Origin of the sequence: Escherichia sp. Lx600-2 (assembly GCF_036662595.1) — a bacterium.
Classification (GTDB): Bacteria; Pseudomonadota; Gammaproteobacteria; order Enterobacterales; family Enterobacteriaceae; genus Escherichia; species Escherichia coli.
Genome location: NZ_JAYQWM010000013.1, coordinates 15,671 through 42,087, shown reverse-complemented (window position 1 = coordinate 42,087; position 26,417 = coordinate 15,671). Strand labels below are relative to the sequence as shown.

24 protein-coding genes and 2 pseudogenes are annotated in these 26,417 nt (G+C 52.4%); 19 read left to right on the top strand and 7 right to left on the bottom strand.

Annotation, left to right across the window (positions count from 1 at the left end; translation table 11 throughout):
* The first annotated feature begins 50 nt into the window (after nucleotides 1-50).
* From aroB to OQV04_RS07140, 14 genes and pseudogenes are all read left to right on the top strand, one after another.
* A complete protein-coding gene (gene aroB / locus OQV04_RS07205; RefSeq protein ID WP_000439850.1) occupies nucleotides 51-1,139 on the top strand; it encodes a 3-dehydroquinate synthase in 1,089 nt (362 codons plus the stop codon).
* Nucleotides 1,140-1,230: 91 nt separating this feature from the next.
* Nucleotides 1,231-2,517, top strand: coding sequence for a cell division protein DamX (gene damX / locus OQV04_RS07200; RefSeq protein ID WP_000343210.1), 1,287 nt, complete (start codon nucleotides 1,231-1,233; stop codon nucleotides 2,515-2,517).
* A 106-nt stretch (nucleotides 2,518-2,623) separates the two neighbouring features.
* Nucleotides 2,624-3,460 carry an adenine-specific DNA-methyltransferase gene (gene dam / locus OQV04_RS07195; protein ID WP_000742141.1) on the top strand — a complete coding sequence of 279 codons (837 nt, stop codon included), beginning with the start codon at nucleotides 2,624-2,626 and terminating at the stop codon, nucleotides 3,458-3,460.
* A gap of 17 nt (nucleotides 3,461-3,477) precedes the next feature.
* The gene (rpe, locus tag OQV04_RS07190) at nucleotides 3,478-4,155 is read left to right on the top strand and encodes a ribulose-phosphate 3-epimerase (protein ID WP_000816280.1); all 678 of its coding nucleotides are present in this window, start codon (nucleotides 3,478-3,480) and stop codon (nucleotides 4,153-4,155) included.
* Nucleotides 4,148-4,909: a phosphoglycolate phosphatase gene (gene gph / locus OQV04_RS07185; protein WP_274446646.1), complete on the top strand. Its 762-nt coding sequence runs from the start codon at nucleotides 4,148-4,150 to the stop codon at nucleotides 4,907-4,909. The genes rpe and gph overlap by 8 nt, the downstream gene beginning before the upstream one ends.
* Nucleotides 4,902-5,906: a tryptophan--tRNA ligase gene (gene trpS, locus OQV04_RS07180; RefSeq protein WP_000165543.1), complete on the top strand. Its 1,005-nt coding sequence runs from the start codon at nucleotides 4,902-4,904 to the stop codon at nucleotides 5,904-5,906. Before gph ends, trpS begins: the two co-directional genes overlap by 8 nt.
* 158 nt (nucleotides 5,907-6,064) lie before the next feature.
* The gene (yhfZ, locus tag OQV04_RS07175) at nucleotides 6,065-6,970 is read left to right on the top strand and encodes a GntR family transcriptional regulator YhfZ (protein ID WP_001254820.1); all 906 of its coding nucleotides are present in this window, start codon (nucleotides 6,065-6,067) and stop codon (nucleotides 6,968-6,970) included.
* 16 nt (nucleotides 6,971-6,986) lie between these two features.
* Nucleotides 6,987-7,349, top strand: coding sequence for a hypothetical protein (locus tag OQV04_RS07170; protein ID WP_032281705.1), 363 nt, complete (start codon nucleotides 6,987-6,989; stop codon nucleotides 7,347-7,349).
* Between the two features lie 83 nt (nucleotides 7,350-7,432).
* Nucleotides 7,433-8,596, top strand: a pseudogene (locus tag OQV04_RS07165) (YhfX family PLP-dependent enzyme).
* Nucleotides 8,596-9,822, top strand: a pseudogene (locus OQV04_RS07160) (phosphopentomutase). The pseudogenes OQV04_RS07165 and OQV04_RS07160 overlap by 1 nt, the downstream one beginning before the upstream one ends.
* A complete protein-coding gene (locus OQV04_RS07155) occupies nucleotides 9,819-10,697 on the top strand; it encodes a phosphotriesterase-related protein (RefSeq protein WP_028132032.1) in 879 nt (292 codons plus the stop codon). Before OQV04_RS07160 ends, OQV04_RS07155 begins: the two are co-directional and overlap by 4 nt.
* A 10-nt stretch (nucleotides 10,698-10,707) precedes the next feature.
* Nucleotides 10,708-11,061, top strand: a complete 354-nt coding sequence (locus tag OQV04_RS07150) for a DUF2620 domain-containing protein (RefSeq protein ID WP_000719728.1) — start codon at nucleotides 10,708-10,710, stop codon at nucleotides 11,059-11,061.
* Nucleotides 11,062-11,072: 11 nt separating this feature from the next.
* Nucleotides 11,073-12,377 carry a YhfT family protein gene (locus OQV04_RS07145; protein WP_000366876.1) on the top strand — a complete coding sequence of 435 codons (1,305 nt, stop codon included), beginning with the start codon at nucleotides 11,073-11,075 and terminating at the stop codon, nucleotides 12,375-12,377.
* A gap of 11 nt (nucleotides 12,378-12,388) precedes the next feature.
* Complete coding sequence (locus tag OQV04_RS07140; RefSeq protein ID WP_032281700.1) at nucleotides 12,389-13,474, top strand: aminotransferase class I/II-fold pyridoxal phosphate-dependent enzyme; 1,086 nt, start codon at nucleotides 12,389-12,391, stop codon at nucleotides 13,472-13,474.
* 106 nt (nucleotides 13,475-13,580) lie between these two features.
* Here the strand turns inward: OQV04_RS07140 and OQV04_RS07135 are convergent, their stop codons facing one another.
* From OQV04_RS07135 to tsgA, 6 genes are all read right to left on the bottom strand, one after another.
* Nucleotides 13,581-13,748 (bottom strand): YhfL family protein, encoded by a 168-nt coding sequence (locus OQV04_RS07135; protein ID WP_001031834.1) that lies wholly within the window; start codon nucleotides 13,746-13,748, stop codon nucleotides 13,581-13,583.
* A 254-nt stretch (nucleotides 13,749-14,002) separates the two neighbouring features.
* Nucleotides 14,003-15,376 (bottom strand): siroheme synthase CysG, encoded by a 1,374-nt coding sequence (cysG, locus tag OQV04_RS07130; RefSeq protein ID WP_032281699.1) that lies wholly within the window; start codon nucleotides 15,374-15,376, stop codon nucleotides 14,003-14,005.
* Between the two features lie 18 nt (nucleotides 15,377-15,394).
* Entirely contained in the window at nucleotides 15,395-16,201 is an 807-nt protein-coding gene (gene nirC, locus OQV04_RS07125) for a nitrite transporter NirC (protein ID WP_032281698.1), read from the bottom strand.
* Between the two features lie 125 nt (nucleotides 16,202-16,326).
* A complete protein-coding gene (gene nirD / locus OQV04_RS07120; protein ID WP_000084764.1) occupies nucleotides 16,327-16,653 on the bottom strand; it encodes a nitrite reductase small subunit NirD in 327 nt (108 codons plus the stop codon).
* Nucleotides 16,650-19,193, bottom strand: coding sequence for an NADPH-nitrite reductase large subunit (gene nirB / locus OQV04_RS07115; protein WP_032281697.1), 2,544 nt, complete (start codon nucleotides 19,191-19,193; stop codon nucleotides 16,650-16,652). Before nirB ends, nirD begins: the two co-directional genes overlap by 4 nt.
* 262 nt (nucleotides 19,194-19,455) lie before the next feature.
* Nucleotides 19,456-20,637 (bottom strand): MFS transporter TsgA, encoded by a 1,182-nt coding sequence (gene tsgA / locus OQV04_RS07110; protein WP_000185243.1) that lies wholly within the window; start codon nucleotides 20,635-20,637, stop codon nucleotides 19,456-19,458.
* A gap of 270 nt (nucleotides 20,638-20,907) precedes the next feature.
* On the opposite strand from tsgA, the gene ppiA reads away from it, so the two are divergent.
* The 5 genes from ppiA to argD all read left to right on the top strand — a co-directional run bounded on the left by ppiA (nucleotide 20,908) and on the right by argD (nucleotide 24,245).
* Nucleotides 20,908-21,480: a peptidylprolyl isomerase A gene (gene ppiA, locus OQV04_RS07105; protein WP_000477225.1), complete on the top strand. Its 573-nt coding sequence runs from the start codon at nucleotides 20,908-20,910 to the stop codon at nucleotides 21,478-21,480.
* A gap of 104 nt (nucleotides 21,481-21,584) precedes the next feature.
* Complete coding sequence (locus OQV04_RS07100) at nucleotides 21,585-21,752, top strand: YhfG family protein (RefSeq protein WP_032281696.1); 168 nt, start codon at nucleotides 21,585-21,587, stop codon at nucleotides 21,750-21,752.
* Entirely contained in the window at nucleotides 21,742-22,344 is a 603-nt protein-coding gene (locus tag OQV04_RS07095; RefSeq protein ID WP_001280641.1) for a putative adenosine monophosphate-protein transferase Fic, read from the top strand. The genes OQV04_RS07100 and OQV04_RS07095 overlap by 11 nt, the downstream gene beginning before the upstream one ends.
* Nucleotides 22,345-22,375: 31 nt before the next feature.
* Complete coding sequence (pabA, locus tag OQV04_RS07090) at nucleotides 22,376-22,939, top strand: aminodeoxychorismate synthase component 2 (protein WP_000601857.1); 564 nt, start codon at nucleotides 22,376-22,378, stop codon at nucleotides 22,937-22,939.
* A gap of 85 nt (nucleotides 22,940-23,024) precedes the next feature.
* Entirely contained in the window at nucleotides 23,025-24,245 is a 1,221-nt protein-coding gene (argD, locus tag OQV04_RS07085) for a bifunctional acetylornithine/succinyldiaminopimelate transaminase (protein WP_247806587.1), read from the top strand.
* A gap of 66 nt (nucleotides 24,246-24,311) precedes the next feature.
* Here argD and OQV04_RS07080 read toward each other — a convergent pair whose 3' ends face one another.
* Nucleotides 24,312-26,402: a YccS/YhfK family putative transporter gene (locus OQV04_RS07080; RefSeq protein ID WP_001295162.1), complete on the bottom strand. Its 2,091-nt coding sequence runs from the start codon at nucleotides 26,400-26,402 to the stop codon at nucleotides 24,312-24,314.
* Nucleotides 26,403-26,417: the final 15 nt, after the last annotated feature.

The following is a 26,417-nucleotide window of genomic DNA, read 5'->3' as shown; positions in this document are numbered from 1 at the left end:
CTTTATATACACTCGTCTGCGGGTACAGTAATTAAGGTGGATGTCGCGTTATGGAGAGGATTGTCGTTACTCTCGGGGAACGTAGTTACCCAATTACCATCGCATCTGGTTTGTTTAATGAACCAGCTTCATTCTTACCGCTGAAATCGGGCGAGCAGGTCATGTTGGTCACCAACGAAACCCTGGCTCCTCTGTATCTCGATAAGGTCCGCGGCGTACTTGAACAGGCGGGTGTTAACGTCGATAGCGTTATCCTTCCTGACGGCGAGCAGTATAAAAGCCTGGCTGTACTCGATACCGTCTTTACGGCGTTGTTACAAAAGCCGCATGGTCGCGATACTACGCTGGTGGCGCTTGGCGGCGGCGTAGTGGGCGATCTGACCGGCTTCGCGGCGGCGAGTTATCAGCGCGGTGTTCGTTTCATTCAAGTCCCGACGACGTTACTGTCGCAGGTCGATTCCTCCGTTGGCGGCAAAACTGCGGTCAACCATCCCCTCGGTAAAAACATGATTGGCGCGTTCTACCAGCCTGCTTCAGTGGTGGTGGATCTCGACTGTCTGAAAACGCTTCCCCCGCGTGAGTTAGCGTCGGGGCTGGCAGAAGTCATCAAATACGGCATTATTCTTGACGGTGCGTTTTTCAACTGGCTGGAAGAGAATCTGGATGCGTTGTTGCGTCTGGACGGTCCGGCAATGGCGTACTGTATTCGCCGTTGTTGTGAACTGAAGGCAGAAGTTGTCGCCGCCGACGAGCGCGAAACCGGGTTACGTGCTTTACTGAATCTGGGACACACCTTTGGTCATGCCATTGAAGCTGAAATGGGGTATGGCAATTGGTTACATGGTGAAGCGGTCGCTGCGGGTATGGTGATGGCGGCGCGGACGTCGGAACGTCTCGGGCAGTTTAGTTCTGCCGAAACGCAGCGTATTATAACTCTGCTCACGCGGGCTGGGTTACCGGTCAATGGGCCGCGCGAAATGTCCGCGCAGGCGTATTTACCGCATATGCTGCGTGACAAGAAAGTCCTTGCGGGAGAGATGCGCTTAATTCTTCCGTTGGCAATTGGTAAGAGTGAAGTTCGCAGCGGTGTTTCGCACGAGCTTGTTCTTAACGCCATTGCCGATTGTCAATCAGCGTAACAACAAGAAAGGTCAGGCCGCTTATCAAGCGGTCTATTAGCTTCAGGTTAATTGCAACGTGGTAAGCATTAACCTTTTAGTGGGGTGTTAAATGGATGAATTCAAACCAGAAGACGAGCTGAAACCCGATCCCAGCGATCGTCGTACTGGTCGTTCTCGTCAATCTTCTGAACGTTCTGAGCGTACTGAACGTGGCGAACCGCAGATCAATTTTGATGATATTGAACTTGATGACACTGACGATCGCCGTCCGACTCGTGCGCAAAAAGAGCGCAATGAGGAACCGGAAATCGAAGAAGAAATTGACGAATCCGAAGATGAAACCGTGGATGAAGAGCGCGTAGAGCGTCGTCCGCGTAAGCGCAAAAAAGCAGCCAGTAAACCCGCTTCTCGTCAGTATATGATGATGGGCGTCGGCATTCTGGTTCTACTGCTGTTGATCATCGGTATCGGTTCTGCGCTAAAAGCCCCCTCGACCACTTCCAGCGATCAAACCGCGTCTGGCGAGAAGAGTATTGATCTTGCTGGCAATGCGACCGATCAGGCGAATGGCGTGCAGCCAGCGCCGGGAACCACGTCTGCGGAAAATACTCAGCAGGATGTTTCTCTGCCGCCGATCTCTTCTACGCCGACTCAAGGGCAAACCCCGGCGGCAACGGATGGTCAACAACGTGTTGAAGTGCAGGGTGACCTGAACAATGCGCTGACCCAGCCACAAAATCAGCAACAGTTGAACAATGTGGCGGTCAATTCTACATTGCCGACTGAACCAGCAACTGTCGCGCCAGTACGCAATGGCAATGCATCGCGTGACACGGCGAAAACGCAAACTGCTGAACGTCCGGCCACTACGCGTCCAGCTCGTCAGCAGGCGGTGATTGAACCGAAAAAACCGCAAGCAACCGTGAAAACGGAACCGAAGCCGGTAGCACAGACGCCGAAGCGTACTGAACCAGCTGCTCCTGTGGCGAGCACGAAGGCACCGGCTGCGACTTCTACGCCAGCACCAAAAGAGACGGCGACTACGGCTCCAGTACAGACGGCATCCCCGGCGCAAACCACGGCAACACCAGCCGCTGGAGGGAAGACCGCAGGTAATGTGGGTTCGTTGAAATCGGCACCGTCCAGCCATTACACTCTGCAGCTGAGCAGTTCCTCTAACTACGACAACCTGAACGGTTGGGCGAAGAAAGAGAATCTGAAAAACTACGTTGTCTATGAAACGACGCGTAATGGTCAGCCGTGGTATGTCCTGGTTTCTGGCGTGTACGCTTCGAAAGAAGAGGCGAAAAAAGCGGTATCTACATTGCCAGCAGATGTCCAGGCCAAAAACCCGTGGGCGAAACCGCTGCGTCAGGTACAGGCCGATCTGAAGTAATCAAGGTTATCTCCCGCAATGGTTTATCGTTGCGGGAGCTGCCTGAAGCGCTGGATGCTGTCGGAGCTTTCTCCACAGCCGGAGAAGGTGTAATTAGTTAGTCAGCATGAAGAAAAATCGCGCTTTTTTGAAGTGGGCAGGGGGCAAGTATCCCCTGCTTGATGATATTAAACGGCATTTGCCCAAGGGCGAATGTCTGGTTGAGCCTTTTGTAGGTGCCGGGTCGGTGTTTCTCAACACCGACTTTTCTCGTTATATCCTTGCCGATATCAATAGCGACCTGATCAGTCTCTATAACATTGTGAAGATGCGTACTGATGAGTACGTACAGGCCGCACGCGAGCTGTTTGTTCCCGAAACAAATTGCGCCGAGGTTTACTATCAGTTCCGCGAAGAGTTCAACAAAAGCCAGGATCCGTTCCGTCGGGCGGTACTGTTTTTATATTTGAACCGCTACGGTTACAACGGCCTGTGTCGTTACAATCTGCGCGGTGAGTTTAACGTGCCGTTCGGCCGCTACAAAAAACCCTATTTCCCGGAAGCAGAGTTGTATCACTTCGCTGAAAAAGCGCAGAATGCCTTTTTCTATTGTGAGTCTTACGCCGATAGCATGGCGCGCGCAGATGATGCATCCGTCGTCTATTGCGATCCGCCTTATGCACCGCTGTCTGCGACCGCCAACTTTACGGCGTATCACACAAACAGTTTTACGCTTGAACAACAAGCGCATCTGGCGGAGATCGCCGAAGGTCTGGTTGATCGCCATATTCCTGTGCTGATCTCCAATCACGATACGATGTTAACGCGTGAGTGGTATCAGCGCGCAAAATTGCATGTCGTCAAAGTTCGACGCAGTATAAGCAGTAACGGCGGCACACGTAAAAAGGTGGACGAACTGCTGGCTTTGTACAAACCAGGAGTCGTTTCACCCGCGAAAAAATAATTCTCAAGGAGAAGCGGATGAAACAGTATTTGATTGCCCCCTCAATTCTGTCGGCTGATTTTGCCCGCCTGGGTGAAGATACCGCAAAAGCCCTGGCAGCTGGCGCTGATGTCGTGCATTTTGACGTCATGGATAACCACTATGTTCCCAATCTGACGATTGGGCCAATGGTGCTGAAATCCTTGCGTAACTATGGCATTACCGCCCCTATCGACGTACACCTGATGGTGAAACCTGTCGATCGCATTGTGCCTGATTTCGCTGCCGCTGGTGCCAGCATCATTACCTTTCATCCAGAAGCCTCCGAGCATGTTGACCGCACGCTGCAACTGATTAAAGAAAATGGCTGTAAAGCGGGTCTGGTATTTAACCCGGCGACACCTCTGAGCTATCTGGATTACGTGATGGATAAGCTGGATGTGATCCTGCTGATGTCCGTCAATCCTGGTTTCGGCGGTCAGTCTTTCATTCCTCAAACACTGGATAAACTGCGCGAAGTACGTCGTCGTATCGACGAGTCTGGCTTTGACATTCGTCTGGAAGTGGACGGTGGCGTGAAGGTGAACAACATTGGCGAAATCGCTGCGGCGGGCGCGGATATGTTCGTCGCCGGTTCGGCAATCTTCGACCAGCCAGACTATAAAAAAGTCATTGATGAAATGCGCAGTGAACTGGCAAAGGTAAGTCATGAGTAAGTTTGAAGATATTCGCGGCGTCGCTTTTGATCTCGACGGTACGCTGGTGGACAGTGCTCCCGGTCTTGCTGCTGCGGTAGATATGGCGCTGTATGCGCTGGAGTTGCCCGTCGCAGGTGAAGAACGCGTTATTACCTGGATTGGTAACGGCGCAGATGTTCTGATGGAGCGCGCATTGACCTGGGCGCGTCAGGAACGTGCGACTCTGCGTAAAACAATGGGTAAACCGCCCGTTGATGACGACATTCCGGCAGAAGAACAGGTACGTATTCTGCGTAAACTGTTCGATCGCTACTATGGCGAGGTTGCCGAAGAGGGGACGTTTTTGTTCCCGCACGTTGCCGATACGTTGGGCGCGTTGCAGGCTAAAGGCCTGCCGCTAGGCCTGGTCACCAACAAACCGACGCCGTTCGTCGCGCCGCTGCTCGAAGCCTTAGATATCGCCAAATACTTCAGCGTGGTGATTGGTGGTGATGATGTGCAAAACAAAAAACCGCATCCGGACCCGCTGTTACTGGTGGCTGAGCGGATGGGAATTGCTCCACAACAGATGCTGTTTGTTGGCGACTCACGACGCAATGATATTCAGGCAGCAAAAGCGGCAGGTTGCCCATCAGTTGGCTTAACCTACGGATATAACTACGGCGAGGCTATCGATCTCAGCCAGCCTGATGTAATTTATCAGTCTATAAATGACCTTCTGCCCGCATTAGGGCTTCCGCATAGCGAAAATCAGGAATCGAAAAATGACTAAGCCCATCGTTTTTAGTGGCGCACAGCCCTCAGGTGAATTGACCATTGGTAACTACATGGGTGCGCTGCGTCAGTGGGTAAACATGCAGGATGACTACCATTGCATTTACTGTATCGTTGACCAACACGCGATCACCGTGCGCCAGGATGCACAGAAGCTGCGTAAAGCGACGCTGGATACGCTGGCCTTGTATCTGGCTTGTGGTATCGATCCTGAGAAAAGCACCATTTTTGTTCAGTCCCACGTACCGGAACATGCGCAGTTAGGCTGGGCACTGAACTGCTATACCTACTTCGGCGAACTGAGCCGCATGACGCAGTTTAAAGATAAATCTGCGCGTTATGCCGAGAACATCAACGCTGGTCTGTTTGACTATCCGGTGCTGATGGCAGCGGACATCCTGCTGTATCAAACTAATCTGGTACCGGTGGGTGAAGACCAGAAACAGCACCTGGAACTGAGCCGTGATATCGCCCAGCGTTTCAACGCGCTGTACGGCGATATCTTTAAGGTGCCGGAGCCGTTTATTCCGAAATCCGGCGCGCGCGTAATGTCGCTGCTGGAGCCGACCAAGAAGATGTCCAAGTCTGACGATAACCGCAATAACGTTATTGGCCTGCTGGAAGATCCGAAATCGGTAGTGAAGAAAATCAAACGCGCGGTCACCGACTCCGACGAGCCGCCGGTAGTTCGCTACGATGTGCAGAACAAAGCGGGCGTTTCCAACCTGCTGGATATCCTTTCTGCGGTAACGGGCCAGAGTATCCCGGAATTGGAAAAACAGTTCGAAGGCAAGATGTATGGTCATCTGAAAGGTGAAGTGGCTGATGCCGTTTCCGGTATGCTGACTGAATTGCAGGAACGTTACCACCGTTTCCGCAACGATGAAGCCTTCCTGCAACAGGTGATGAAAGACGGCGCAGAAAAAGCCAGCGCGCACGCTTCCCGTACGCTAAAAGCGGTGTACGAAGCGATTGGTTTTGTGGCGAAGCCGTAATTTAACATTAATGCCAAAACCGGGGAAACCCGGTTTTTTTATCCTCATTTGCAATAATCCGAAAAAATGTGAAGCGCCTCGCCGTTTCCACATCTCACAGTTGCGCCTTATCTTCAAATTCCTGAAGATATAAATATTCAATTTACTGAAAATTTATTATGCGTCGAACGTTTATCAAAAAAGAAGGCGTCGTCATCACGACGCTGGCCCGTTATTTGTTGGGTGAAAAGTGCGGTAACCGATTGAAAACTATAGATGAACTGGCCACTGAATGCCGTTCATCCGTTGGCCTGACGCAGGCCGCGTTGAAAACGCTGGAATCAAGCGGAGCGATACGGATTGAACGCCGTGGGCGCAATGGCAGTTATCTGGTCGAGATGGATAACAAAGCATTGCTGAGTCATGTGGATATCAACAACGTGGTATGTGCGATGCCTTTGCCCTATACCCGCTTGTACGAAGGTTTAGCGAGCGGATTGAAAGCCCAGTTTGATGGCATTCCTTTTTACTATGCGCATATGCGCGGCGCGGATATTCGCGTGGAGTGTTTACTTAACGGCGTGTATGACATGGCGGTGGTTTCCCGACTGGCGGCGGAAAGTTATCTCACGCAAAAAGGGTTATGCCTCGCGCTGGAGTTGGGGCCGCACACCTACGTTGGCGAGCACCAGTTGATTTGCCGTAAAGGCGAGTCTGCAAACGTGAAGCGCGTGGGGCTGGATAACCGTTCGGCGGATCAGAAAATCATGACTGATGTCTTTTTTGGCGGTAGTGATGTGGAACGAGTCGATCTCTCTTATCACGAGAGTTTACAACGCATTGTTAAAGGCGATGTTGATGCGGTTATCTGGAACGTGGTGGCGGAAAACGAACTGACCATGCTGGGATTAGAGGCGACGCCGCTCACAGACGATCCGCGATTTTTACAGGCCACCGAAGCCGTGGTCCTGACGCGAGTCGATGATTACCCAATGCAACAACTGCTGCGTGCCGTTGTAGATAAACACGCCCTGCTCGCCCATCAACAACGGGTGGTGAGTGGGGAACAGGAACCGAGTTATTAAACGAAAGGCATCTGATATGGAAACCAGACTCAACCTGCTTTGCGATGCAGGCGTTATTGATAAGGACATCTGCAAAGGCATGATGCAGGTCGTCAAGGTACTGGAAACAGAGTGCCATCTGCCGGTGCGCAGTGAGCAAGGAACGATGGCGATGACACATATGGCGAGTGCACTGATGCGCAGTCGCCGTGGTGAAGAAATTGAGCCACTGGATAACGAGTTGCTGGCAGAGCTGGCGCAATCCAGCCACTGGCAAGCCGTTGTGCAATTGCATCAGGTGTTGTTGAAGGAATTCGCACTGGAAGTTAACCCGTGTGAAGAAGGCTATTTGCTGGCCAACCTTTATGGATTATGGATGGCTGCTAACGAAAGTATCTGAGGCATTCGGCAAATCCACGTCGCACAATCTAAATATTCAAAAAAATGAATATTTAATTCAAGGAACAGAAACGAGGCAACAAGATGTTTGTAGAAGCATTGAAACGCCAGAACCCGGCGCTGATTTCCGCCGCTTTAAGTCTGTGGCAGCAGGGCAAGATCGCCCCGGACAGCTGGGTGATCGACGTGGATCAGATACTGGAAAACGGTAAGCGGCAGATTGAGACGGCGCGGCTTTACGGCATTGAACTGTATCTGATGACCAAACAATTCGGTCGTAACCCATGGCTGGCGGAAAAACTGCTGGCGTTGGGCTACAGCGGCATTGTGGCGGTGGATTACAAAGAGGCGCGAGTCATGCGCCGCGCTGGTTTGCCGGTGGCGCATCAGGGGCATCTGGTACAAATCCCTTGTCATCAGGTTGCTGACGCCGTTGAACAGGGCACCGACGTCATCACCGTGTTTACTCTCGACAAAGCGCGGGAAGTTTCTGCGGCGGCGGTGAAAGCCGGGCGAATCCAGTCTGTGCTGCTCAAAGTTTATAGCGACGATGATTTTCTTTATCCGGGGCAGGAGAGCGGTTTTGTACAGCATTCGCTGCACGAGGTGGTTGCTGAAATTAAGAAACTGCCGGGGCTGCATTTAGCCGGACTAACCCATTTCCCTTGCCTGCTTTGGGATGAGGCTGCCGGGAAAGTTTTGCCGACACCGAATCTTCACACGCTGATACAGGCACGGGATCAACTGGCGAAATCTGGTATTGCGATTGAGCAACTGAACGCACCTTCTGCGACCAGCTGCACTTCGTTGCCATTGCTGGCGCAATACGGTGTGACTCATGCCGAACCCGGTCATGCGCTGACGGGCACAATTCCGGCAAACCAGCAGGGCGATTAGCCTGAACGTATCGCGATGCTTTGGTTAAGTGAAATTTCCCACCATTTCCGTGGCGACAGCTACTGCTACGGCGGCGGTTATTACCGTCGTGGTCATGCGCAACATGCGCTGGTGTTTACGCCAGAAAATCAAAAGATTACTGAAACAAATCTCAAAACTGTGGATGACAGCAGTATCGACTATTACCTGCCGTTAGCAGGCGAGTTTCCGGTGAGTAGTGCCGTAGTGTTCTGTTTTCGTACGCAGATTTTTGTTACCCGCAGTGATGTGGTGTTGGTATCGGGTATTCAGCGTGGCGAACCGGAAATTGTCGGTCGTTATGACAGTCTTGGAAACTCTCTGGAGGCGTAATGGCGCGATTTGTGGTGTTAGTGATTGATAGCTTTGGCGTAGGTGCAATGAAAGATGTCACGCTGGTGCGCCCGCAAGATGCCGGAGCGAATACCTGTGGTCACATCCTGAGCCAGCTGCCGCATTTGCAGCTACCAACGCTGGAGAAGCTGGGGCTAATCAACGCATTGGGTTATGCGCCAGGTGATATGCAGCCGTCAGACTCCGCAACCTGGGGTGTGGCAGAGCTGCAACATGAAGGTGGCGATACCTTTATGGGGCATCAGGAAATTTTAGGCACGCGCCCGTTACCGCCGCTGCGGATGCCCTTTCGCGATGTGATTGACCGTGTTGAGCAGGCATTAGTATCCGCCGGTTGGCAGGTGGAGCGCCGTGGCGATGAACTGCAATTTCTGTGAGTCAATCAGGCGGTTGCGATTGGCGATAATCTCGAGGCGGATTTAGGCCAAGTCTATAACATTACCGCCAATCTCTCTGTGATCTCTTTTGACGACGCAATCAAAATTGGTCGTATCGTGCGTGACCAGGTACAGGTCGGTCGGGTCATTACATTTGGCGGCCTGTTAACCGACAGTCAGCGTATTCTCGATGCCGCAGAAAGCAAAGAAGGGCGCTTTATTGGTATTAATGCGCCGCGTTCTGGCGCTTATGACAACGGTTTCCAGGTCGTGCATATGGGCTATGGCGTCGATGAAAAAGTGCAGGTGCCACAAAAACTGTATGAAGCAGGCGTGCCAACCGTGCTGGTGGGTAAGGTGGCAGATATCGTCAACAATCCTTATGGCGTGAGCTGGCAAAATCTGGTGGATAGCCAGCGGATTATGGATATCACCCTCGACGAATTTATCACCCATCAGACAGCGTTTATTTGCACCAACATTCAGGAAACCGACCTCGCTGGTCACGCAGAAGACGTCGCAAGTTATGCCGAACGTTTGCAGGTCGTTGACCGTAATCTTGCCCGGCTTGTCGAGGCGATGCAGCCAGATGATTGCCTGGTCGTGATGGCGGATCACGGTAACGATCCGACCATTGGTCACAGCCACCATACCCGTGAAGTGGTGCCAGTGCTGGTTTATCAGCAAGGGCTGGTCACTACGCAGATCGGTGTGCGCACCACGCTTTCTGATGTGGGGGCTACCGTGTGTGAATTTTTCCGTGCGCCACCGCCACAAAATGGTCGCTCTTTTCTTTCCTCCCTCCGGTTTGCAGGAGACACCCTATGAGTTTTGATCCGACGGGTTACACCCTCGCCCATGAGCATCTGCATATTGATCTCTCCGGCTTTAAAAACAACGTGGACTGCCGCCTTGATCAGTATTCGTTCATTTGCCAGGAGATGAACGACCTGATGGCCCGGGGCGTGCGTAATGTGATTGAGATGACCAACCGTTACATGGGGCGCAATGCGCAATTTATGCTCGATGTAATGCGCGAGACGGGGATCAACGTGGTGGCCTGTACCGGTTATTACCAGGACGCGTTTTTCCCGGAACATGTGGCGACCCGCAGCGTGCAGGAACTGGCGCAGGAGATGGTCGATGAAATTGAGCAGGGTATCGATGGCACGGAACTGAAAGCCGGGATCATCGCGGAGATCGGCTCCAGCGAAGGGAAGATTACGCCGCTGGAAGAGAAGGTATTTATTGCCGCCGCGCTGGCACATAACCAGACCGGACGCCCGATCTCCACGCATACGTCGTTCAGCACGATGGGGCTGGAGCAACTGGCTTTGTTGCAAGCCCACGGAGTTGATCTTTCGCGCGTCACCGTTGGTCACTGCGATCTGAAAGACAACCTCGACAACATTTTGAAGATGATCGATCTCGGCGCGTATGTGCAGTTCGACACCATTGGTAAGAACAGTTACTACCCGGACGAAAAGCGTATTGCGATGCTTCATGCGCTACGCGACCGTGGGTTGCTGAACCGCGTCATGCTGTCGATGGATATTACGCGCCGCTCCCATTTAAAAGCCAACGGTGGTTATGGCTATGACTATTTACTAACCACCTTTATTCCGCAATTGCGCCAGTCAGGATTCAGTCAGGCCGATGTGGATGTGATGTTACGTGAAAATCCCTCTCAATTTTTCCAATAAGGACAGACTCATGAAAAAGATTGGCGTTGCAGGCTTACAGCGTGAGCAGATTAAAAAAACTATTGAAGCGACGGCTCCTGGCTGTTTTGAAGTTTTCATTCACAACGACATGGAAGCGGCAATGAAGGTGAAATCCGGGCAACTGGATTATTACATCGGCGCGTGTAATACCGGTGCGGGCGCGGCATTGTCGATTGCCATCGCGGTGATTGGCTATAACAAAAGTTGCACCATTGCCAAACCAGGCATTAAAGCGAAAGACGAGCATATCGCCAAAATGATCGCTGAAGGAAAAGTGGCGTTTGGCCTTTCCGTTGAGCACGTCGAACACGCGATTCCGATGCTGATTAACCATCTGAAATAAAAGGCACGACTATGGATCTGTATATTCAGATTATCGTGGTGGCGTGCCTGACGGGTATGACATCGCTTCTGGCGCATCGCTCGGCGGCTGTTTTTCATGACGGCATCCGCCCGATCCTGCCGCAACTGATTGAAGGCTATATGAACCGTCGCGAGGCGGGGAGTATCGCTTTTGGTCTGAGCATTGGTTTTGTGGCCTCGGTGGGGATCTCTTTTACCCTGAAAACCGGGCTGCTAAACGCATGGTTACTCTTTCTTCCTACCGATATCCTCGGCGTACTGGCGATAAACAGCCTGATGGCGTTTGGTCTTGGCGCTATCTGGGGCGTGTTGATCCTTACTTGCCTGTTGCCAGTAAACCAGCTGCTGACCGCGCTGCCGGTGGATGTATTAGGTAGCCTCGGGGAATTAAGCTCGCCGGTGGTTTCTGCTTTTGCACTGTTCCCGCTGGTGGCGATTTTCTACCAGTTTGGCTGGAAGCAAAGTCTGGTCGCCGCCGTGGTTGTTCTGATGACCCGTGTGGTAGTCGTGCGCTATTTCCCACATCTTAACCCTGAATCCATCGAAATCTTTATTGGCATGGTGATGCTGCTGGGGATCGCGATAACTCACGACCTGCGTCATCGTGATGAAAATGACATCGATGCCAGCGGGCTTTCGGTGTTTGAAGAACGCACGTCGCGGATTATCAAAAACTTACCGTATATCGCTATTGTAGGGGCGCTGATTGCCGCCGTTGCCAGCATGAAGATTTTTGCTGGCAGTGAAGTGTCGATCTTCACCCTTGAGAAAGCATATTCCGCAGGCGTAACGCCGGAACAATCGCAAACGCTGATCAACCAGGCGGCACTGGCAGAATTTATGCGCGGGCTGGGTTTTGTACCGTTGATTGCCACCACCGCCTTAGCAACGGGTGTGTATGCAGTTGCGGGCTTTACCTTTGTTTATGCGGTGGGCTATCTCTCGCCGAATCCGATGGTTGCAGCGGTATTAGGCGCAGTGGTTATTTCGGCGGAAGTCTTGCTGCTTCGTTCTATCGGCAAATGGCTGGGACGCTACCCGTCGGTGCGTAATGCGTCGGATAACATCCGTAACGCCATGAATATGCTGATGGAAGTGGCGCTGCTGGTCGGTTCGATTTTCGCAGCAATTAAGATGGCGGGTTATACCGGATTCTCTATCGCGGTTGCCATTTACTTCCTCAACGAATCCCTGGGCCGTCCGGTACAGAAAATGGCGGCACCGGTCGTGGCAGTAATGATCACCGGCATCCTGCTGAATGTTCTTTACTGGTTTGGCCTGTTTATTCCGGCTTAAGGAATGCACCTATGAAGACGTTTCCTCTGCAAAGCCTGACGCTTAATGAAGCGCAGCAAAAGCAGTTTGCGCTGGTGGACACCATCTGCCGCCATTTCCCCGGCAGCGAGTTTCTTACTGGCGGTGATTTAGGGTTAACTCCAGGGTTGAATCAACCGCGCATTACCCAGCGGGTGGAGCAGGTGCTGGCAGATGCGTTTCATGCACCAGCGGCGGCGCTGGTGCAGGGCGCGGGGACTGGCGCGATTCGCGCCGGGCTGGCGGCTTTGCTCAAACCGGGGCAGCGTCTTCTGGTGCATGACGCGCCTGTTTACCCAACGACACGGGTTATTATTGAGCAGATGGGGCTGACGCTTATTACTGCTGATTTCAATGCCCTGTCGGCACTGAAGCAGGTCGTCGACGAGCAACAACCTGATGCCGCGCTGGTGCAGCATACGCGCCAGCAGCCGCAGGACAGCTATGTGCTGGCAGATGTGCTGGCAACGTTGCGCGCGGCAGGTGTTCCAGCGTTAACCGATGACAACTATGCGGTGATGAAGGTGGCGCGAATCGGCTGTGAATGCGGCGCGAATGTCTCGACATTCTCCTGCTTCAAGCTGTTTGGGCCGGAGGGCGTTGGTGCAGTGGTTGGCGATGCCGATGTTATTAGTCGGATTCGCGCCACGCTTTACTCCGGCGGCAGCCAGATCCAGGGCTCACAGGCGCTGGAAGTGTTGCGTGGGCTGGTGTTCGCGCCAGTGATGCACGCGGTGCAGGCAGGGGTATCTGAACGGTTGCTGGCTTTGCTCAACGGTGGTGCAGTGCCGGAAGTGAAAAGCGCCGTCATTGCCAATGCGCAGTCGAAGGTGTTGATTGTCGAGTTTCATCAGCCGATTGCCGCCAGGGTGCTGGAAGAAGCGCAAAAGCGTGGCGCGTTGCCTTACCCGGTCGGTGCAGAGTCGAAATATGAAATCCCGCCGCTCTTTTATCGCCTTTCCGGAACGTTCCGCCAGGCGAATCCGCAACTCGAACATTGTGCGATTCGCATTAACCCGAATCGCAGCGGTGAAGAGACGGTGCTGCGGATTTTGCGTGAGAGTATTGCCAGTATTTAATCTTGTGAATGATGTTTTCGAAAAGAATGCAGAAACAAATACGCCCTCGGAAAATCCAGAGGGCGTCGGGCAATTAAACCGGTGTTAGCTGATTTCTGTCAGAGACTTACTGTGCAGTAGGACCGCAACCGCCAATGATTTTAGAAATAGAAATTGCTGGGTGCAGCAGGTAGTCGTAAGAGCAGTTCTTATCACGGTTTTCAATATGACCAGTACATGCAGTTAACGTAGCCAGTACTGCACCTACCAGTGCAACTTTAATAAATTTGTTCATTTACATTCCCTATGTATTATATATTGATTAATATTCATTGATTATATGAATATAAGTAGACTGCTCATTAAGAACGATACAGGAATATTTAATCGGCGTCAGTGAGTGAATGACTTAATTTTGTAAGTCGCTGTAACGGTGAATATAACGGGGCAAAAACAAATGATTTTTGTTAATGAGTTATATTTTTATCTGCTGAATATATAAAGAGAGTTGTAAACGAAAAAGGCCAGAATTCTCTGGCCCTGATTAAATTAATGGTTGGAGAACCAGTTTAGTTTATCGCGCAGGCCAACAACCCGACCAATAATAATTAGCGATGGACTGTTCATTTGCTGCGCCAGTTCGCCCAGTTGTGTGAGCGTACCGTCAATCACGCGCTGCGTGACTGCTGTTCCGTTTTCGACAATTGCTACCGGCATTTCGCCAGGCATACCGTGTTCAATCAGCTTTTGCTGAATAGTCGCAGCCTGATTCAGCCCCATATAGAACACCAGCGTCTGTTTTTCTGCCGCCAGGTTTTCCCAGTCCAGCTCGCCACCGGTTTTTAAGTGTCCGGTAATTAAGCGCACGCTCTGGGCATAATCGCGATGCGTGAGCGGAATACCCGAATAGGCAGAGCAACCAGAAGCTGCGGTAATACCCGGAACCACCGAGAACGGAATACCCGCGTTGCACAGTGTTTCCAGCTCTTCGCCACCACGGCCAAAAATAAACGGATCGCCGCCTTTCAGCCGCACCACGCGTTTGCCTTTTTGCGCTTCCCGCAGCAGGATCTGGTTAATCTCCTCCTGCGGTACGCAGTGGTATCCCGCGCGTTTGCCGACGAAAACACGATCCGCATCGCGGCGTACCAGATTCATAATATCGTCAGAAACCAGACGGTCGTAGACCACCACATCTGCCTGCTGAATTTGTTGCAGACCTTTCAGTGTCAGCAGCCCGGCATCGCCCGGACCTGCACCAACCAGCACCACTTCACCACGATGGTCGAGCGGTTCGTTGATTAACTGTTCGGTGGTTTCAGTAATGGCTTTCTGATCGTTGTTCGCCAGCGACTGCGCCAGACGGTCGTTAACGAACAGTTTTTCCCAGAAGCGGCGGCGTTCACCCATCGTGGCGAACTGTTGTTTTACCCGACCGCGTAACTGCCCGGCGTATTTCGCTACCTGGCCCAGATGCAGCGGCAGCAGTGATTCGAGTTTTTCGCGCAACAGGCGCGCCAGAACCGGAGAAGTACCGCCAGAGGAAACCGCCACCATCAGCGGTGAGCGGTCAATAATCGACGGCATAATGAAGCTGGCGGCTTTCGGCGCATCGACCACGTTACAGAAGATGCGACGAGCTTCAGCGGCTTCGCTGACGCGCTGGTTAAGCGCGTCATCATCCGTCGCTGTAATCGCCAGCCAGCAGGTGTCGAGAAGGCTTTCATCAAATGGCCCTTCGACGAGGGTTAACATGCCTGCATCTGCCCATGCGGTGAACTGTGGAATAAACGCTAATGCATTCACCGTTAAGCGAGCGCCTGCGTCTAACAGCAACCTTGCTTTGCGTTCCGCGACATCACCACCGCCGACAATCAGACAGTCGCGATTGCGTAATTGGCAAAATATAGGCAAATGATCCACGTAAAAACCCCTTAGTAATTAACCGGCAGCCGTTTCAGTTTGATTAAATTTGTCCGCAACCGGACGATTCGCTTTCGGCGTAGCATACCAATAACCCAATCCCATGAATACGGCGCCCGATAAAGTATTACCCAGCGTCACCCACAGCAGGTTATGACCAATACCCGCCAGCGTGTAGGCTTCGCTGTGGTTGCCGAACCAGGAGAGCGCGAACAGCGTCATGTTAGCGATGGAGTGCTCGTAGCCGGACGCGATAAATGCCAGCAGACACCACCAGATTGCGATAAATTTCGCCGCCCCTTCAGTGCGCAGCGCCATCCAGATTGCCAGACAAACCAGCCAGTTACACAATGCACCTTTGAAGAACAGTACCATTGCCGGTGCAGTGGTTTTAGCCAGCGCGACGGAGTGAACGATGCTGGTATCTACCGGCAGCAGGCTACCACCACCCCAGCTATAGAACATGGCAACGAAGACGGAACCGACCAGATTACCCAGCCAGGTTTGCGGCAGGATTGCCCACATTTGCCCGTGGCTGATGGTGCCCGCTTTCACCCCAAAGGTGAGGAACATGGTGTGTCCGGTGAACAGTTCAGAACCGGCGATAATCACCAGCGTTAAGGCGATACCAAAGGTCGCGCCCATCACCAGAGGACGTATGGACGGATCGAGCAAATTACCGAGCGTGAAAATCAGGATGATCCCAAGACCCACATACGCGCCCGCCATGGCGGAGCTGACCCAAAAGCCGAGCGGGTTATTTGCCGACAGGCGTGCAATGCGCGCAGCGTTAGCCGCACACTTATTAATAGTGTCTGTAAACATTTGATTATCCTTTAAAAAATAAAAACAAAAAATAAAACAAAAAGTTTAAAAAATATCCTGCAATATACCGAAGATTATTACAGGACCATGCAAAAAGGGGAGGCATTGCGCCTCCCGTTAAAACATTAACCGCGCAGCTGCACCACGCCGTCTTTCACTCGCGCTTCGTAATGTTTGACGGAAAACTGTTCGTCTTCCATGCACAAGCCGTCGCTTAAGCGAAAACGCTGTTTTTTCAGCGGGCTGGCGACCCACAGCTCGCCCTGGTGTTCCGCAATCAGTCCGCGTGACAGCACGCTGGACTCGAAGAACGGGTCGATGTTGCTGATCGCAAACACCTGGTCGCTGTGATACGGGCGGAAAATTGCTACCTGCTCGTCACCTAACAGCGCGCAGACGCCGGTTTCAGGCAGGATGTCATCGATTTTGCAGATGTCTTTCCACTGGCTCATGCGTTGTCCTCCACCAGAGTTACCGGGATACGTTCATACGGCGTTGCCGGACGGTGCTGTTCGCGCTCTGGCACCATCTGTACGTTCGGGTCACGCTTGTCGCTGTTGATGAAGTGTTTGAAGCGAGTCTGCGCAGACGGCGTATTGACCGTTTCAGTCCACTCACACACTACCGCTTCACGCAGGCGCGCCATCTCTTCTTCCAGATGTGCGTTCAGCCCCAGTTTGTCGTCAATGATCACCGCTTTCAGGTAATCGATGCCGCCTTCGAGGTTTTCTAACCACGGTGCGGTACGCGTCAGTTTGTCGGCAGTACGGATGTAGAACATCATGAAGCGGTCGAGATATTTGATCAGCGTTTCGCGATCGATATCCGCCGCCAGCAGATCCGCATGACGCGGTTTCATGCCGCCGTTACCGCAAACATACAGGTTCCAGCCTTTTTCAGTGGCGATAATACCCACGTCTTTACCCTGAGCTTCTGAACATTCACGGGTACAGCCGGAGACACCGAACTTCATTTTGTGCGGCGTACGGATGCCTTTGTAGCGGTTTTCCAGTTCCACGCCGAGGCCGACGCTGTCGCCAACGCCGTAGCGGCACCAGGTGCTACCCACGCAGGTTTTCGCCATACGTAGTGCTTTCGCATAGGCATGACCGGTTTCGAAGCCAGCTTCAATCAGCTGGCGCCAGATCTCCGGCAGATCGTCTTTCTGTGCGCCAAACATCGCCAGGCGCTGAGAGCCGGTGATTTTGGTGTAGAGATTAAATTCACGCGCGATACGACCCACTGCCATCAGTCCTTCCGGGGTGATTTCACCGCCCGGAGAGCGCGGGATCACCGAGTAGGTGCCGTCTTTCTGGATGTTAGCGAGGAAGTTATCGTTAGAATCCTGCAGCGGAGTATGTTCCGGCTTCAGAATGTATTCGTTCCAGCAGGAGGCCAGCAGCGAACCGACGGTCGGTTTACAAACTTCACAACCGTAGCCTTTGCCGTGTTTCGCCAGCAGTTCTTCGAAGGTTTTAATGCCTTCAACGCGGATCAAATGGAACAGTTCCTGACGCGAATAAGCAAAGTGTTCGCACAGGTTGTTGTTAACTTCGATGCCCTGTTTCGCCAGTTCCGCGTTCAGTACCTGAGTGACCAGCGGGATACAGCCACCGCAGCCAGTACCCGCTTTGGTTTCGGCTTTCAGCGCCGCAACGGTGTGGCAGCCTTTGTTGATGGCAGCAATCAGATCACCTTTGGTGACGTCGAAGCAGGAGCAGATTTGCGCGCTGTCCGGCAGTTTATCAACACCGATAGACGGCTTACCGCTACCCGAGTGCGCCGGCAGAATCAGAGAATCCGGGTTTTCCGGCAGCTCGATAGCATTCAGCACCAGTTGCAGCAGGTTGCCGTAGTCGCTGGTATCGCCCACCAGTACCGCACCGAGCAGGGTTTTGTTGTCTTCGCTGACAATAAGGCGTTTGTAGATCTCTTTGCTTTCGTCGAGGTAAACGTAGCTACGTGCGCCTGGTGTGCGACCGTGCGCATCACCAATACCGCCTACGTCTACGCCCAGCAGTTTCAGCTTGGCGCTAAGGTCAGCACCTTCAAAGGCGTTTTCGCTACCGAGAATATGGTCAACGGCGACCTGCGCCATTTTGTAGCCTGGTGCTACCAGACCAAATACACGGTTGTTCCAGCTTGCGCATTCACCGATGGCGTAGATATCCGGATCGGAAGTCTGGCAGGAATCATTAATGACAATACCCCCACGCGGAGCAACGTCCAGACCACACTGGGTTGCCAGCTTATCGCGCGGACGGATACCGGTAGAGAAGACGATAAAGTCGACTTCCAGTTCGCTGCCGTCGGCAAAACGCATGGTTTTACGCGCTTCGACACCTTCCTGCACAATCTCAAGGGTGTTTTTGCTGGTGTGAACGCGCACGCCCATGCTTTCGATTTTGCGACGCAGCTGCTCGCCGCCCATCTGATCAAGCTGTTCTGCCATCAGCATAGGGGCAAATTCGATAACGTGGGTTTCAATACCTAAGTTTTTCAGCGCGCCAGCGGCTTCCAGACCTAACAGGCCGCCACCTACAACGGCACCACGCTTGCTGCGACGGGCGCAGGATTCAATGGCGTTGAGGTCTTCAATGGTGCGATAGACAAAGCAGTCCTGAGTATCAGAACCTTTGATTGGCGGGATCCACGGGTAGGAGCCGGTCGCCATGATCAGCTTGTCATAAAAAACGGTGCGCCCGGCGCTGGAGTGAATCACCTTCTCCTGACGGTTGATGGTGATAGCGCGTTCGCCGACCAGAACTTTGATGCCGTGTTTCTCGTAGAAGCCTTCGCGCACCAGCGACAGCTCTTCGGCGGTGTGGTGAGAGAAGTAAGACGAGAGGTGTACGCGGTCATAAGCGATGCGCGGTTCTTCACAGAAAACGGTAATATCAAAGTTGGCCGCATCAGATTTATCAAGAAGATTTTCGATAAAGCGATGGCCGACCATACCGTTACCGATAATTGCGAGTCTGACTTTGCTCATTTTTGCCTCGATTTCTTTTCTATTACCGCCTACCTTAACGATTCAGCAACCCCGCTTATTGATGTAAATCAAATTCACCTTTATATACTCCTTAAGGGGTATATTGCTGATTTGTATAAATTTTCTTAAGTCACGGAATTGTCTGACATTTCATGTTTGTGCAAAAAATAGACAAAATGAACGGGTTTATAGAAATAGATGCACGTAGCGGGGGTAAGAGAGGAAAAGGCCGGACGACGATAGTGCCGTCCGGCATGAGCAATTAATGAGAGGTCAGGGTGTTATGCTGACGGTGACGGCTGACGAAACCTAACAGGAAGCACATCACAAAGACGACAGCGTACAGACCGTTTGCTGTAAGCAGTGCCGCCTGCGGACCGCTATGTTCAACAATCGGGCCGGTAACTACGAAGGTCAACATAGTACCGATGGTCCCGCAGGTCAGGACAAAGTTAACCAGTTTTGGCGACGGTACTTTGGTCTGCTGTGAACCCAGGGTGATGATGGTGGTATAGATCGCGCTGGAGAAGAAGCCCAGGGCGAGAATTGACCACGCCATATGTGCCGGTGTTCCGGTGTTAAAGACGTACATCAGAATCGCAGCCAGACCAGCCAGTACGGTCAGGATACGTTGCAAATCAAAGAAGCGAAGAATAAAGCTGAACGCCCACATGCCGACCATGTACGACATCCAGAAGTTACTTACCAGCGTGCCGGCGTCGTTCAGGCTCATGCCCAGGCCTTTGGCATACTCAGGCACCCAGGAGATAAAACCTAACTGACCGAGGATGTAGCACAGCGCCGCAACAGAGAGAAACAGTACGCCGATCCCCCACTTTTCTTTCGCTACCGGAGCATCCGTTTTTGGCGCATGTTTGCCCAGCGCCGGGAACTCACAGCCGAAAGTCAGAATAAAAATAGCGACATACACCAGCCCGATGCAGGCATAAACCCAGTACCACTCAATGCTGCGCGCCAGTAGAAACGCGGCGATCATTGGGAAAATCATCCCAGCCATACTGAAGAAGGAGTCGGTAAATAACAGGCGGGAACCGCGCTGACGCCCTTCATACATTTGTGTTACCAGGAATGTACCAATCGACATGGTGATGCCGCTGACCACCCCGAGAATGAACATCGCCGCCGAGAACAGCGCCAGGCTGTGGCTGAACATCAAACCGGCAACCGCCAGCACCATCAGGAGAAAGCCAAAACGTAACTGCGTTTTCAACGGGACGATTTCCATCAGCCAGGCGTTGAGGAAGATAGAGATTAAAATGCCGGCGTTGAGGAAGGTGAAGGTGTTACTCATACTGGAAACAGGCAGATTGAAATAATCGGCGATATTTCCCATCACCATCCCGGTGACAATAACCAACGCACCAGTCAGTGCGTAGGAGAGAAAGCTAATCCATGTGAGCTTGATGCGATTGCTGTTAGTCATGATTGGCCTGCGTTCAAAAATAAAATGGCATAGCGGGATATGCCGCGAGCGGGCGATTTTAGGTGATTTTGTGATCTGTTTAAATGTTTTATTGCAATCGGTTGCTAAATTGCATTTTAAGAGGTGATTTTGATCACGAAATAAAAAGTGATCGTCAGGTTACATATATTTCAGATACGTAAAATTAGGTAAAGGGATGGCCTTGTTCTTGAAGGCTATTTAGAATCTCTTCACTTGCTTTTTTTCTGCTCTGTTTGTTAAGGAAATCTCATGTTCAAATCGACCCTGGCGGCGATGGCTGCTGTTTTCGCTCTTTCTGCTCTTTCTCCCGCAGCAATGGCAGCGAAAGGGGACCCGCACGTATTGTTGACAACCTCAGCTGGTAACATCGAACTGGAGCTGGATAAACAAAAAGCGCCAGTGTCTGTGCAAAACTTTGTCGATTATGTGAACAGCGGTTTTTATAACAACACTACCTTTCACCGCGTCATTCCTGGCTTTATGATTCAGGGCGGCGGTTTCACCGAGCAGATGCAGCAGAAAAAACCAAACCCGCCAATCAAAAATGAAGCCGATAACGGCCTGCGCAACACGCGTGGCACCATCGCGATGGCGCGTACCGCTGACAAAGACAGCGCCACCAGCCAGTTCTTTATCAACGTTGCCGATAACGCCTTCCTTGACCATGGTCAGCGTGATTTCGGTTACGCGGTATTTGGTAAAGTGGTGAAAGGCATGGACGTTGCCGATAAGATTTCCCAGGTGCCGACTCATGACGTTGGTCCGTACCAGAATGTGCCGTCAAAACCGGTAGTTATCCTTTCCGCTAAAGTCCTGCCGTAATGATTTCTCGCGCGGGCAATCTTGCCCGCGCTTCTGCTCTCCCGGCGTAACCCGGATTTGCCGCTTATACTTGTGGCAAATGGACACGTTCAGGGAGGCATCAAGTGAAGAAACTCACCGATAAGCAAAAGTCCCGTCTCTGGGAGCTTCAGCGTAATCGTAATTTTCAGGCCAGTCGCCGTCTTGAAGGCGTCGAGATGCCTTTAGTCACTCATACTGCCGCAGAGGCTTTAGCGCGCCTTGAAGAGCTGAGGAGGCACTATGAGCGATAAATTCGGCGAAGGGCGCGATCCGTATCTTTATCCAGGCCTTGATATCATGCGTAACCGGCTGAACATCCGCCAGCAGCAGCGGCTGGAACAGGCCGCTTACGAAATGACGGCGCTGCGTGCTGCGACCATTGAGCTTGGTCCGCTGGTGCGCGGTTTACCGCATTTGCGCACTATCCATCGCCAGCTGTATCAGGATATTTTCGACTGGGCAGGGCAACTGCGTGAAGTTGATATTTATCAGGGCGATACGCCGTTCTGCCACTTTGCTTATATCGAAAAAGAGGGCAATGCCCTGATGCAGGATCTGGAGGAAGAAGGTTATCTGGTTGGCCTGGAGAAAGCGAAGTTCGTCGAGCGGCTGGCGCATTACTATTGTGAAATCAACGTGCTGCATCCCTTCCGGGTGGGAAGTGGTCTGGCACAGCGGATCTTCTTCGAGCAACTGGCGATTCATGCCGGATATCAACTGAGCTGGCAGGGTATCGAAAAAGAGGCCTGGAATCAGGCAAATCAGAGTGGGGCAATGGGGGATCTTACCGCACTGCAGATGATATTTAGCAAAGTGGTAAGCGAAGCCGGGGAATCTGAGTAAAATAGCGCGGTTCTTTCGTACCGGAGCCGCCATGATCCTGCTTATAGATAACTACGATTCTTTTACCTGGAACCTCTACCAGTACTTTTGTGAACTGGGGGCGGATGTGCTGGTTAAGCGCAACGATGCGTTGACGCTGGCGGATATCGACGCCCTGAAACCGCAAAAAATTGTCATCTCACCCGGCCCCTGTACGCCAGATGAAGCCGGGATCTCCCTTGACGTTATTCGTCACTATGCCGGGCGCTTGCCGATTCTTGGCGTTTGCCTCGGTCATCAGGCAATGGCGCAGGCATTTGGCGGTAAAGTTGTGCGCGCCGCAAAGGTCATGCACGGCAAAACCTCGCCGATTACACATAGCGGTGAGGGCGTATTTCGGGGGCTGGCAAATCCACTTACCGTGACACGCTACCATTCGCTGGTGGTGGAACCTGACTCATTACCAGCGTGCTTTGAAGTGACGGCCTGGAGCGAAACCCGCGAGATTATGGGGATTCGCCATCGCCAGTGGGATCTGGAAGGTGTGCAGTTCCATCCGGAAAGTATTCTCAGCGAACAAGGACATCAACTGCTGGCTAATTTCCTTCATCGCTGATTTGTGATTGCCATTCAGTGATTTTTTATGCATATTTTGTGATTATAATTTCACATTGATTTATGCGTAACAGGGTGATCATGAGATGGCAATTGAACAAACAGCAATTACACGCGCGACTTTCGATGAAGTGATCCTGCCGATTTATGCTCCGGCAGAGTTCATTCCGGTAAAAGGTCAGGGCAGCCGAATCTGGGATCAGCAAGGCAAGGAGTATGTCGATTTCGCGGGTGGCATTGCAGTTACGGCGTTGGGCCATTGCCATCCTGCGCTGGTGAACGCGTTAAAAACCCAGGGCGAAACTCTGTGGCATATCAGTAACGTTTTCACCAATGAACCGGCGCTGCGTCTTGGGCGTAAACTGATTGAGGCAACGTTTGCCGAACGCGTGGTGTTTATGAACTCCGGCACGGAAGCTAACGAAACCGCCTTTAAACTGGCACGCCATTACGCCTGTGTGCGTCATAGTCCATTCAAAACCAAAATTATTGCCTTCCATAACGCTTTTCATGGTCGCTCGCTGTTTACTGTCTCGGTGGGTGGGCAGCCAAAATATTCCGACGGCTTTGGGCCGAAACCGGCAGACATCATCCACGTTCCCTTTAACGATCTCCACGCAGTGAAAGCGGTGATGGATGATCACACCTGTGCGGTGGTGGTTGAGCTGATCCAGGGCGAGGGCGGTGTGATGGCAGCGACGCCAGAGTTTTTGCAGGGCTTGCGTGAGCTGTGCGATCAATATCAGGCATTATTGGTGTTTGATGAAGTGCAGTGCGGGATGGGGCGGACCGGCGATTTGTTTGCTTACATGCACTACGGCGTGACGCCGGATATTCTGACTTCTGCGAAAGCGTTAGGCGGCGGCTTCCCGATTAGCGCCATGCTGACCACGGCGGAAATTGCTTCTGCGTTTCATCCTGGTTCTCACGGTTCCACCTACGGCGGTAATCCTCTGGCCTGTGCAGTAGCGGGCGCGGCGTTTGATATCATTAATACCCCTGAAGTGCTGGAAGGCATTCAGGCGAAACGCCAGCGTTTTGTTGACCATTTGCAGAAGATCGATCAGCAGTACGATGTGTTTAGCGATATTCGCGGTATGGGGCTGTTAATTGGCGCGGAGCTGAAACCACAGTACAAAGGTCAGGCGCGTGATTTCCTGTATGCGGGCGCAGAGGCTGGCGTAATGGTGCTGAATGCCGGACCGGATGTGATGCGTTTTGCGCCGTCGCTGGTGGTGGAAGATGCGGATATCGATGAAGGGATGCAACGTTTCGCCCACGCAGTGGCTAAGGTGATTGGGGCGTAAATACGACGCATCAGGAAAAAGATGTCGGATGCGGCGTGAATGCCTTATCCGATGGTTTAGCCTGCATTACGCCTTCGAATCCCGCAACTTGCGACTCAGCCAAATCCCGTGATGCGGTCGCTGACGCCATGCCATCGACGAAATGGTGTGCATGGTGTTCAGATGACCAATAACCCGCTGTAAATGCTGCTCCAGCGTACCTGCCGCGCCTTCGTGCGGCTGCATCTCCGGCGCATCCATGATATTGGCATCGCCAGAACTCCCCGGTTCGTCATACTCCAGTCGCTGCTGACAACGCTGAATGGCGATTTCACAAGACTGTAAATACTCTTGTGCCAGTTCAGGTGGCAATGCCCGGTGTTCCCGTGCCAGCGTGGTCATGGCATTGATATGCTCAACTATAAACTGACTGTGCGTTACCCACAGTTTCATATCTGCCAGATAATGGCTGTTGAACGCTGGTTCCTGCATCGCCTGATTCAATGAGTTATACAGAGTGTTATGTGCCTGATTTACCCGCATTCGCTGCCAGGCCAGTGGCGTAGGTTGCGGATCCTCGCTCAGAATCAAGCGAATCGCTTCCTGATAGGCTTCTAAAGCGTCATGGGCGTTTTTACGCAATAACCCGCTCTGCCACTGCGGCCACAGCCAGACGGTACCACCGAAAGCAATTAAACAACCAATAATGGTATCGATAAGACGCGGAAGGATGTACTGCTCACCGTTCAGCCACAACAGTTGCAGGGTATACACTGCGGTAATAGTAAAACCGACCGTCGCCCAGCCGTAGTTTTTGCGCAATATCAGGTAGCTGGCAAGGGTGGTAATCAGCATCAAGGTCAGGGTGTAACCTTCGGGAATTTTAAAGTGCAGCGCCACGCCCGCAATGATTAACCCGACCACGGTTCCCACGGAGCGATTCACAATCCTCAGACGGGTTGCGCCATAGCCATTTTGCGTCACCAGCAATACCGTCATCAGGATCCAGTACGACTTCGGCAGATGTAGCGCGGTGCCCATCAAGCTGGCAACGCTTAACATCACACTGAGTCGTCCGGCATTGCGTAGCGCCGGAGACTTTAGTGACAGATAACTTTTCAGCGCCGGAAGTAACGGCATTCGTCGCTGTTTATCGGCCAGTAAGTCACGCGCATAGAGCGGTTTTTGGGTGCGCAGCACGCGGGCAATGCGGCTGAAGTGCCAATAGCAGAATTGCCCAACCGGATTATCCGGATGCTGGCGGGCGATTTTTTCCAGTGCGCCAATTTGCTTTTCCATCGTAAAACGCGTCGGCAGGCGATGGTAAAGAATGTCATCAGCCAGCACGCGCAGGCGAGCGGCGACGGTTTGCGCATTCCAGCGGATAACTTCTTCCGCATGGCTACGCTCGACCAGCTTTTGCACCTCTTCCGGCTGATGCAAACTGACCGAAATATGTTCCTGTAAATCCAGCGCCTCCTGGAAAATACGCAGCATCCGCTTGTAGTCAGTATTATTTTGCGCGGAAAGCATATGCATTTGCTGATAGCACTGGGTAATTAGATCGACCGCTTTTTGCTGGCGCACCAGCAGCGGCGGCAGCGCTTTTTCAGGGTCGGTGTGCTGGGTAAGCAGGCTGTATTTGGCTTCACAATAATCTGCCAGTTCACGGTACAGCAGACTTAGTGACTCGCGCAGCGGTTGTTCACGCCAGATCCAGAACCAAAACCAGTTAAACAATCCGTACCAGAGAGTGCCCAACGCATAGATGAGCAACGGTTCCCAGACCGGCATGTATCCCGCCAGACTGAGGGTAAAAATGGCGGCGAGCAGCGATGCAGGAAGCAATTTTGCGTGCAATGGCCCCAGCTCAGCAGTGACGCCAAGTACCAGCGTTAATCCGGTCAGCAAAAAGGGCAGGGGAACATCTTTTGCCAGTAGCAGCTGTGTCAGTAAGCTACAGGTGGCAAACAGCGACGCACCAATGATTAAGCGTTTGAAAAAACGTTTATGAGGCGTATCAAGGCCCGCAATATTGCAACAGGCAGGAACGAGAGAGAAGAGCAGACCGAATCGTAATTCGCCAAGCATTAACCCAACGGCCACGGGCAAACATAGCACCAGCGTTTGTCGTAGTGCATAGTTGATATCGGGGTGATAAATCAGTCTGCGCCACATCGGGGGAAACAAAAT

Bases quoted from the DNA above. Each gene is read 5' to 3' on its own strand.
- aroB (WP_000439850.1), top strand. From the start codon at position 51: ATGGAGAGGATTGTCGTTACTCTCGGGGAACGTAGTTACCCAATTACC.
- damX (WP_000343210.1), top strand. From the start codon at position 1,231: ATGGATGAATTCAAACCAGAAGACGAGCTGAAACCCGATCCCAGCGAT.
- dam (WP_000742141.1), top strand. From the start codon at position 2,624: ATGAAGAAAAATCGCGCTTTTTTGAAGTGGGCAGGGGGCAAGTATCCC.
- rpe (WP_000816280.1), top strand. From the start codon at position 3,478: ATGAAACAGTATTTGATTGCCCCCTCAATTCTGTCGGCTGATTTTGCC.
- gph (WP_274446646.1), top strand. From the start codon at position 4,148: ATGAGTAAGTTTGAAGATATTCGCGGCGTCGCTTTTGATCTCGACGGT.
- trpS (WP_000165543.1), top strand. From the start codon at position 4,902: ATGACTAAGCCCATCGTTTTTAGTGGCGCACAGCCCTCAGGTGAATTG.
- yhfZ (WP_001254820.1), top strand. From the start codon at position 6,065: ATGCGTCGAACGTTTATCAAAAAAGAAGGCGTCGTCATCACGACGCTG.
- OQV04_RS07170 (WP_032281705.1), top strand. From the start codon at position 6,987: ATGGAAACCAGACTCAACCTGCTTTGCGATGCAGGCGTTATTGATAAG.
- OQV04_RS07155 (WP_028132032.1), top strand. From the start codon at position 9,819: ATGAGTTTTGATCCGACGGGTTACACCCTCGCCCATGAGCATCTGCAT.
- OQV04_RS07150 (WP_000719728.1), top strand. From the start codon at position 10,708: ATGAAAAAGATTGGCGTTGCAGGCTTACAGCGTGAGCAGATTAAAAAA.
- OQV04_RS07145 (WP_000366876.1), top strand. From the start codon at position 11,073: ATGGATCTGTATATTCAGATTATCGTGGTGGCGTGCCTGACGGGTATG.
- OQV04_RS07140 (WP_032281700.1), top strand. From the start codon at position 12,389: ATGAAGACGTTTCCTCTGCAAAGCCTGACGCTTAATGAAGCGCAGCAA.
- OQV04_RS07135 (WP_001031834.1), bottom strand. From the start codon at position 13,748: ATGAACAAATTTATTAAAGTTGCACTGGTAGGTGCAGTACTGGCTACG.
- nirC (WP_032281698.1), bottom strand. From the start codon at position 16,201: ATGTTTACAGACACTATTAATAAGTGTGCGGCTAACGCTGCGCGCATT.
- nirD (WP_000084764.1), bottom strand. From the start codon at position 16,653: ATGAGCCAGTGGAAAGACATCTGCAAAATCGATGACATCCTGCCTGAA.
- nirB (WP_032281697.1), bottom strand. From the start codon at position 19,193: ATGAGCAAAGTCAGACTCGCAATTATCGGTAACGGTATGGTCGGCCAT.
- tsgA (WP_000185243.1), bottom strand. From the start codon at position 20,637: ATGACTAACAGCAATCGCATCAAGCTCACATGGATTAGCTTTCTCTCC.
- ppiA (WP_000477225.1), top strand. From the start codon at position 20,908: ATGTTCAAATCGACCCTGGCGGCGATGGCTGCTGTTTTCGCTCTTTCT.
- OQV04_RS07095 (WP_001280641.1), top strand. From the start codon at position 21,742: ATGAGCGATAAATTCGGCGAAGGGCGCGATCCGTATCTTTATCCAGGC.
- pabA (WP_000601857.1), top strand. From the start codon at position 22,376: ATGATCCTGCTTATAGATAACTACGATTCTTTTACCTGGAACCTCTAC.
- argD (WP_247806587.1), top strand. From the start codon at position 23,025: ATGGCAATTGAACAAACAGCAATTACACGCGCGACTTTCGATGAAGTG.
- OQV04_RS07080 (WP_001295162.1), bottom strand. From the start codon at position 26,402: ATGTGGCGCAGACTGATTTATCACCCCGATATCAACTATGCACTACGA.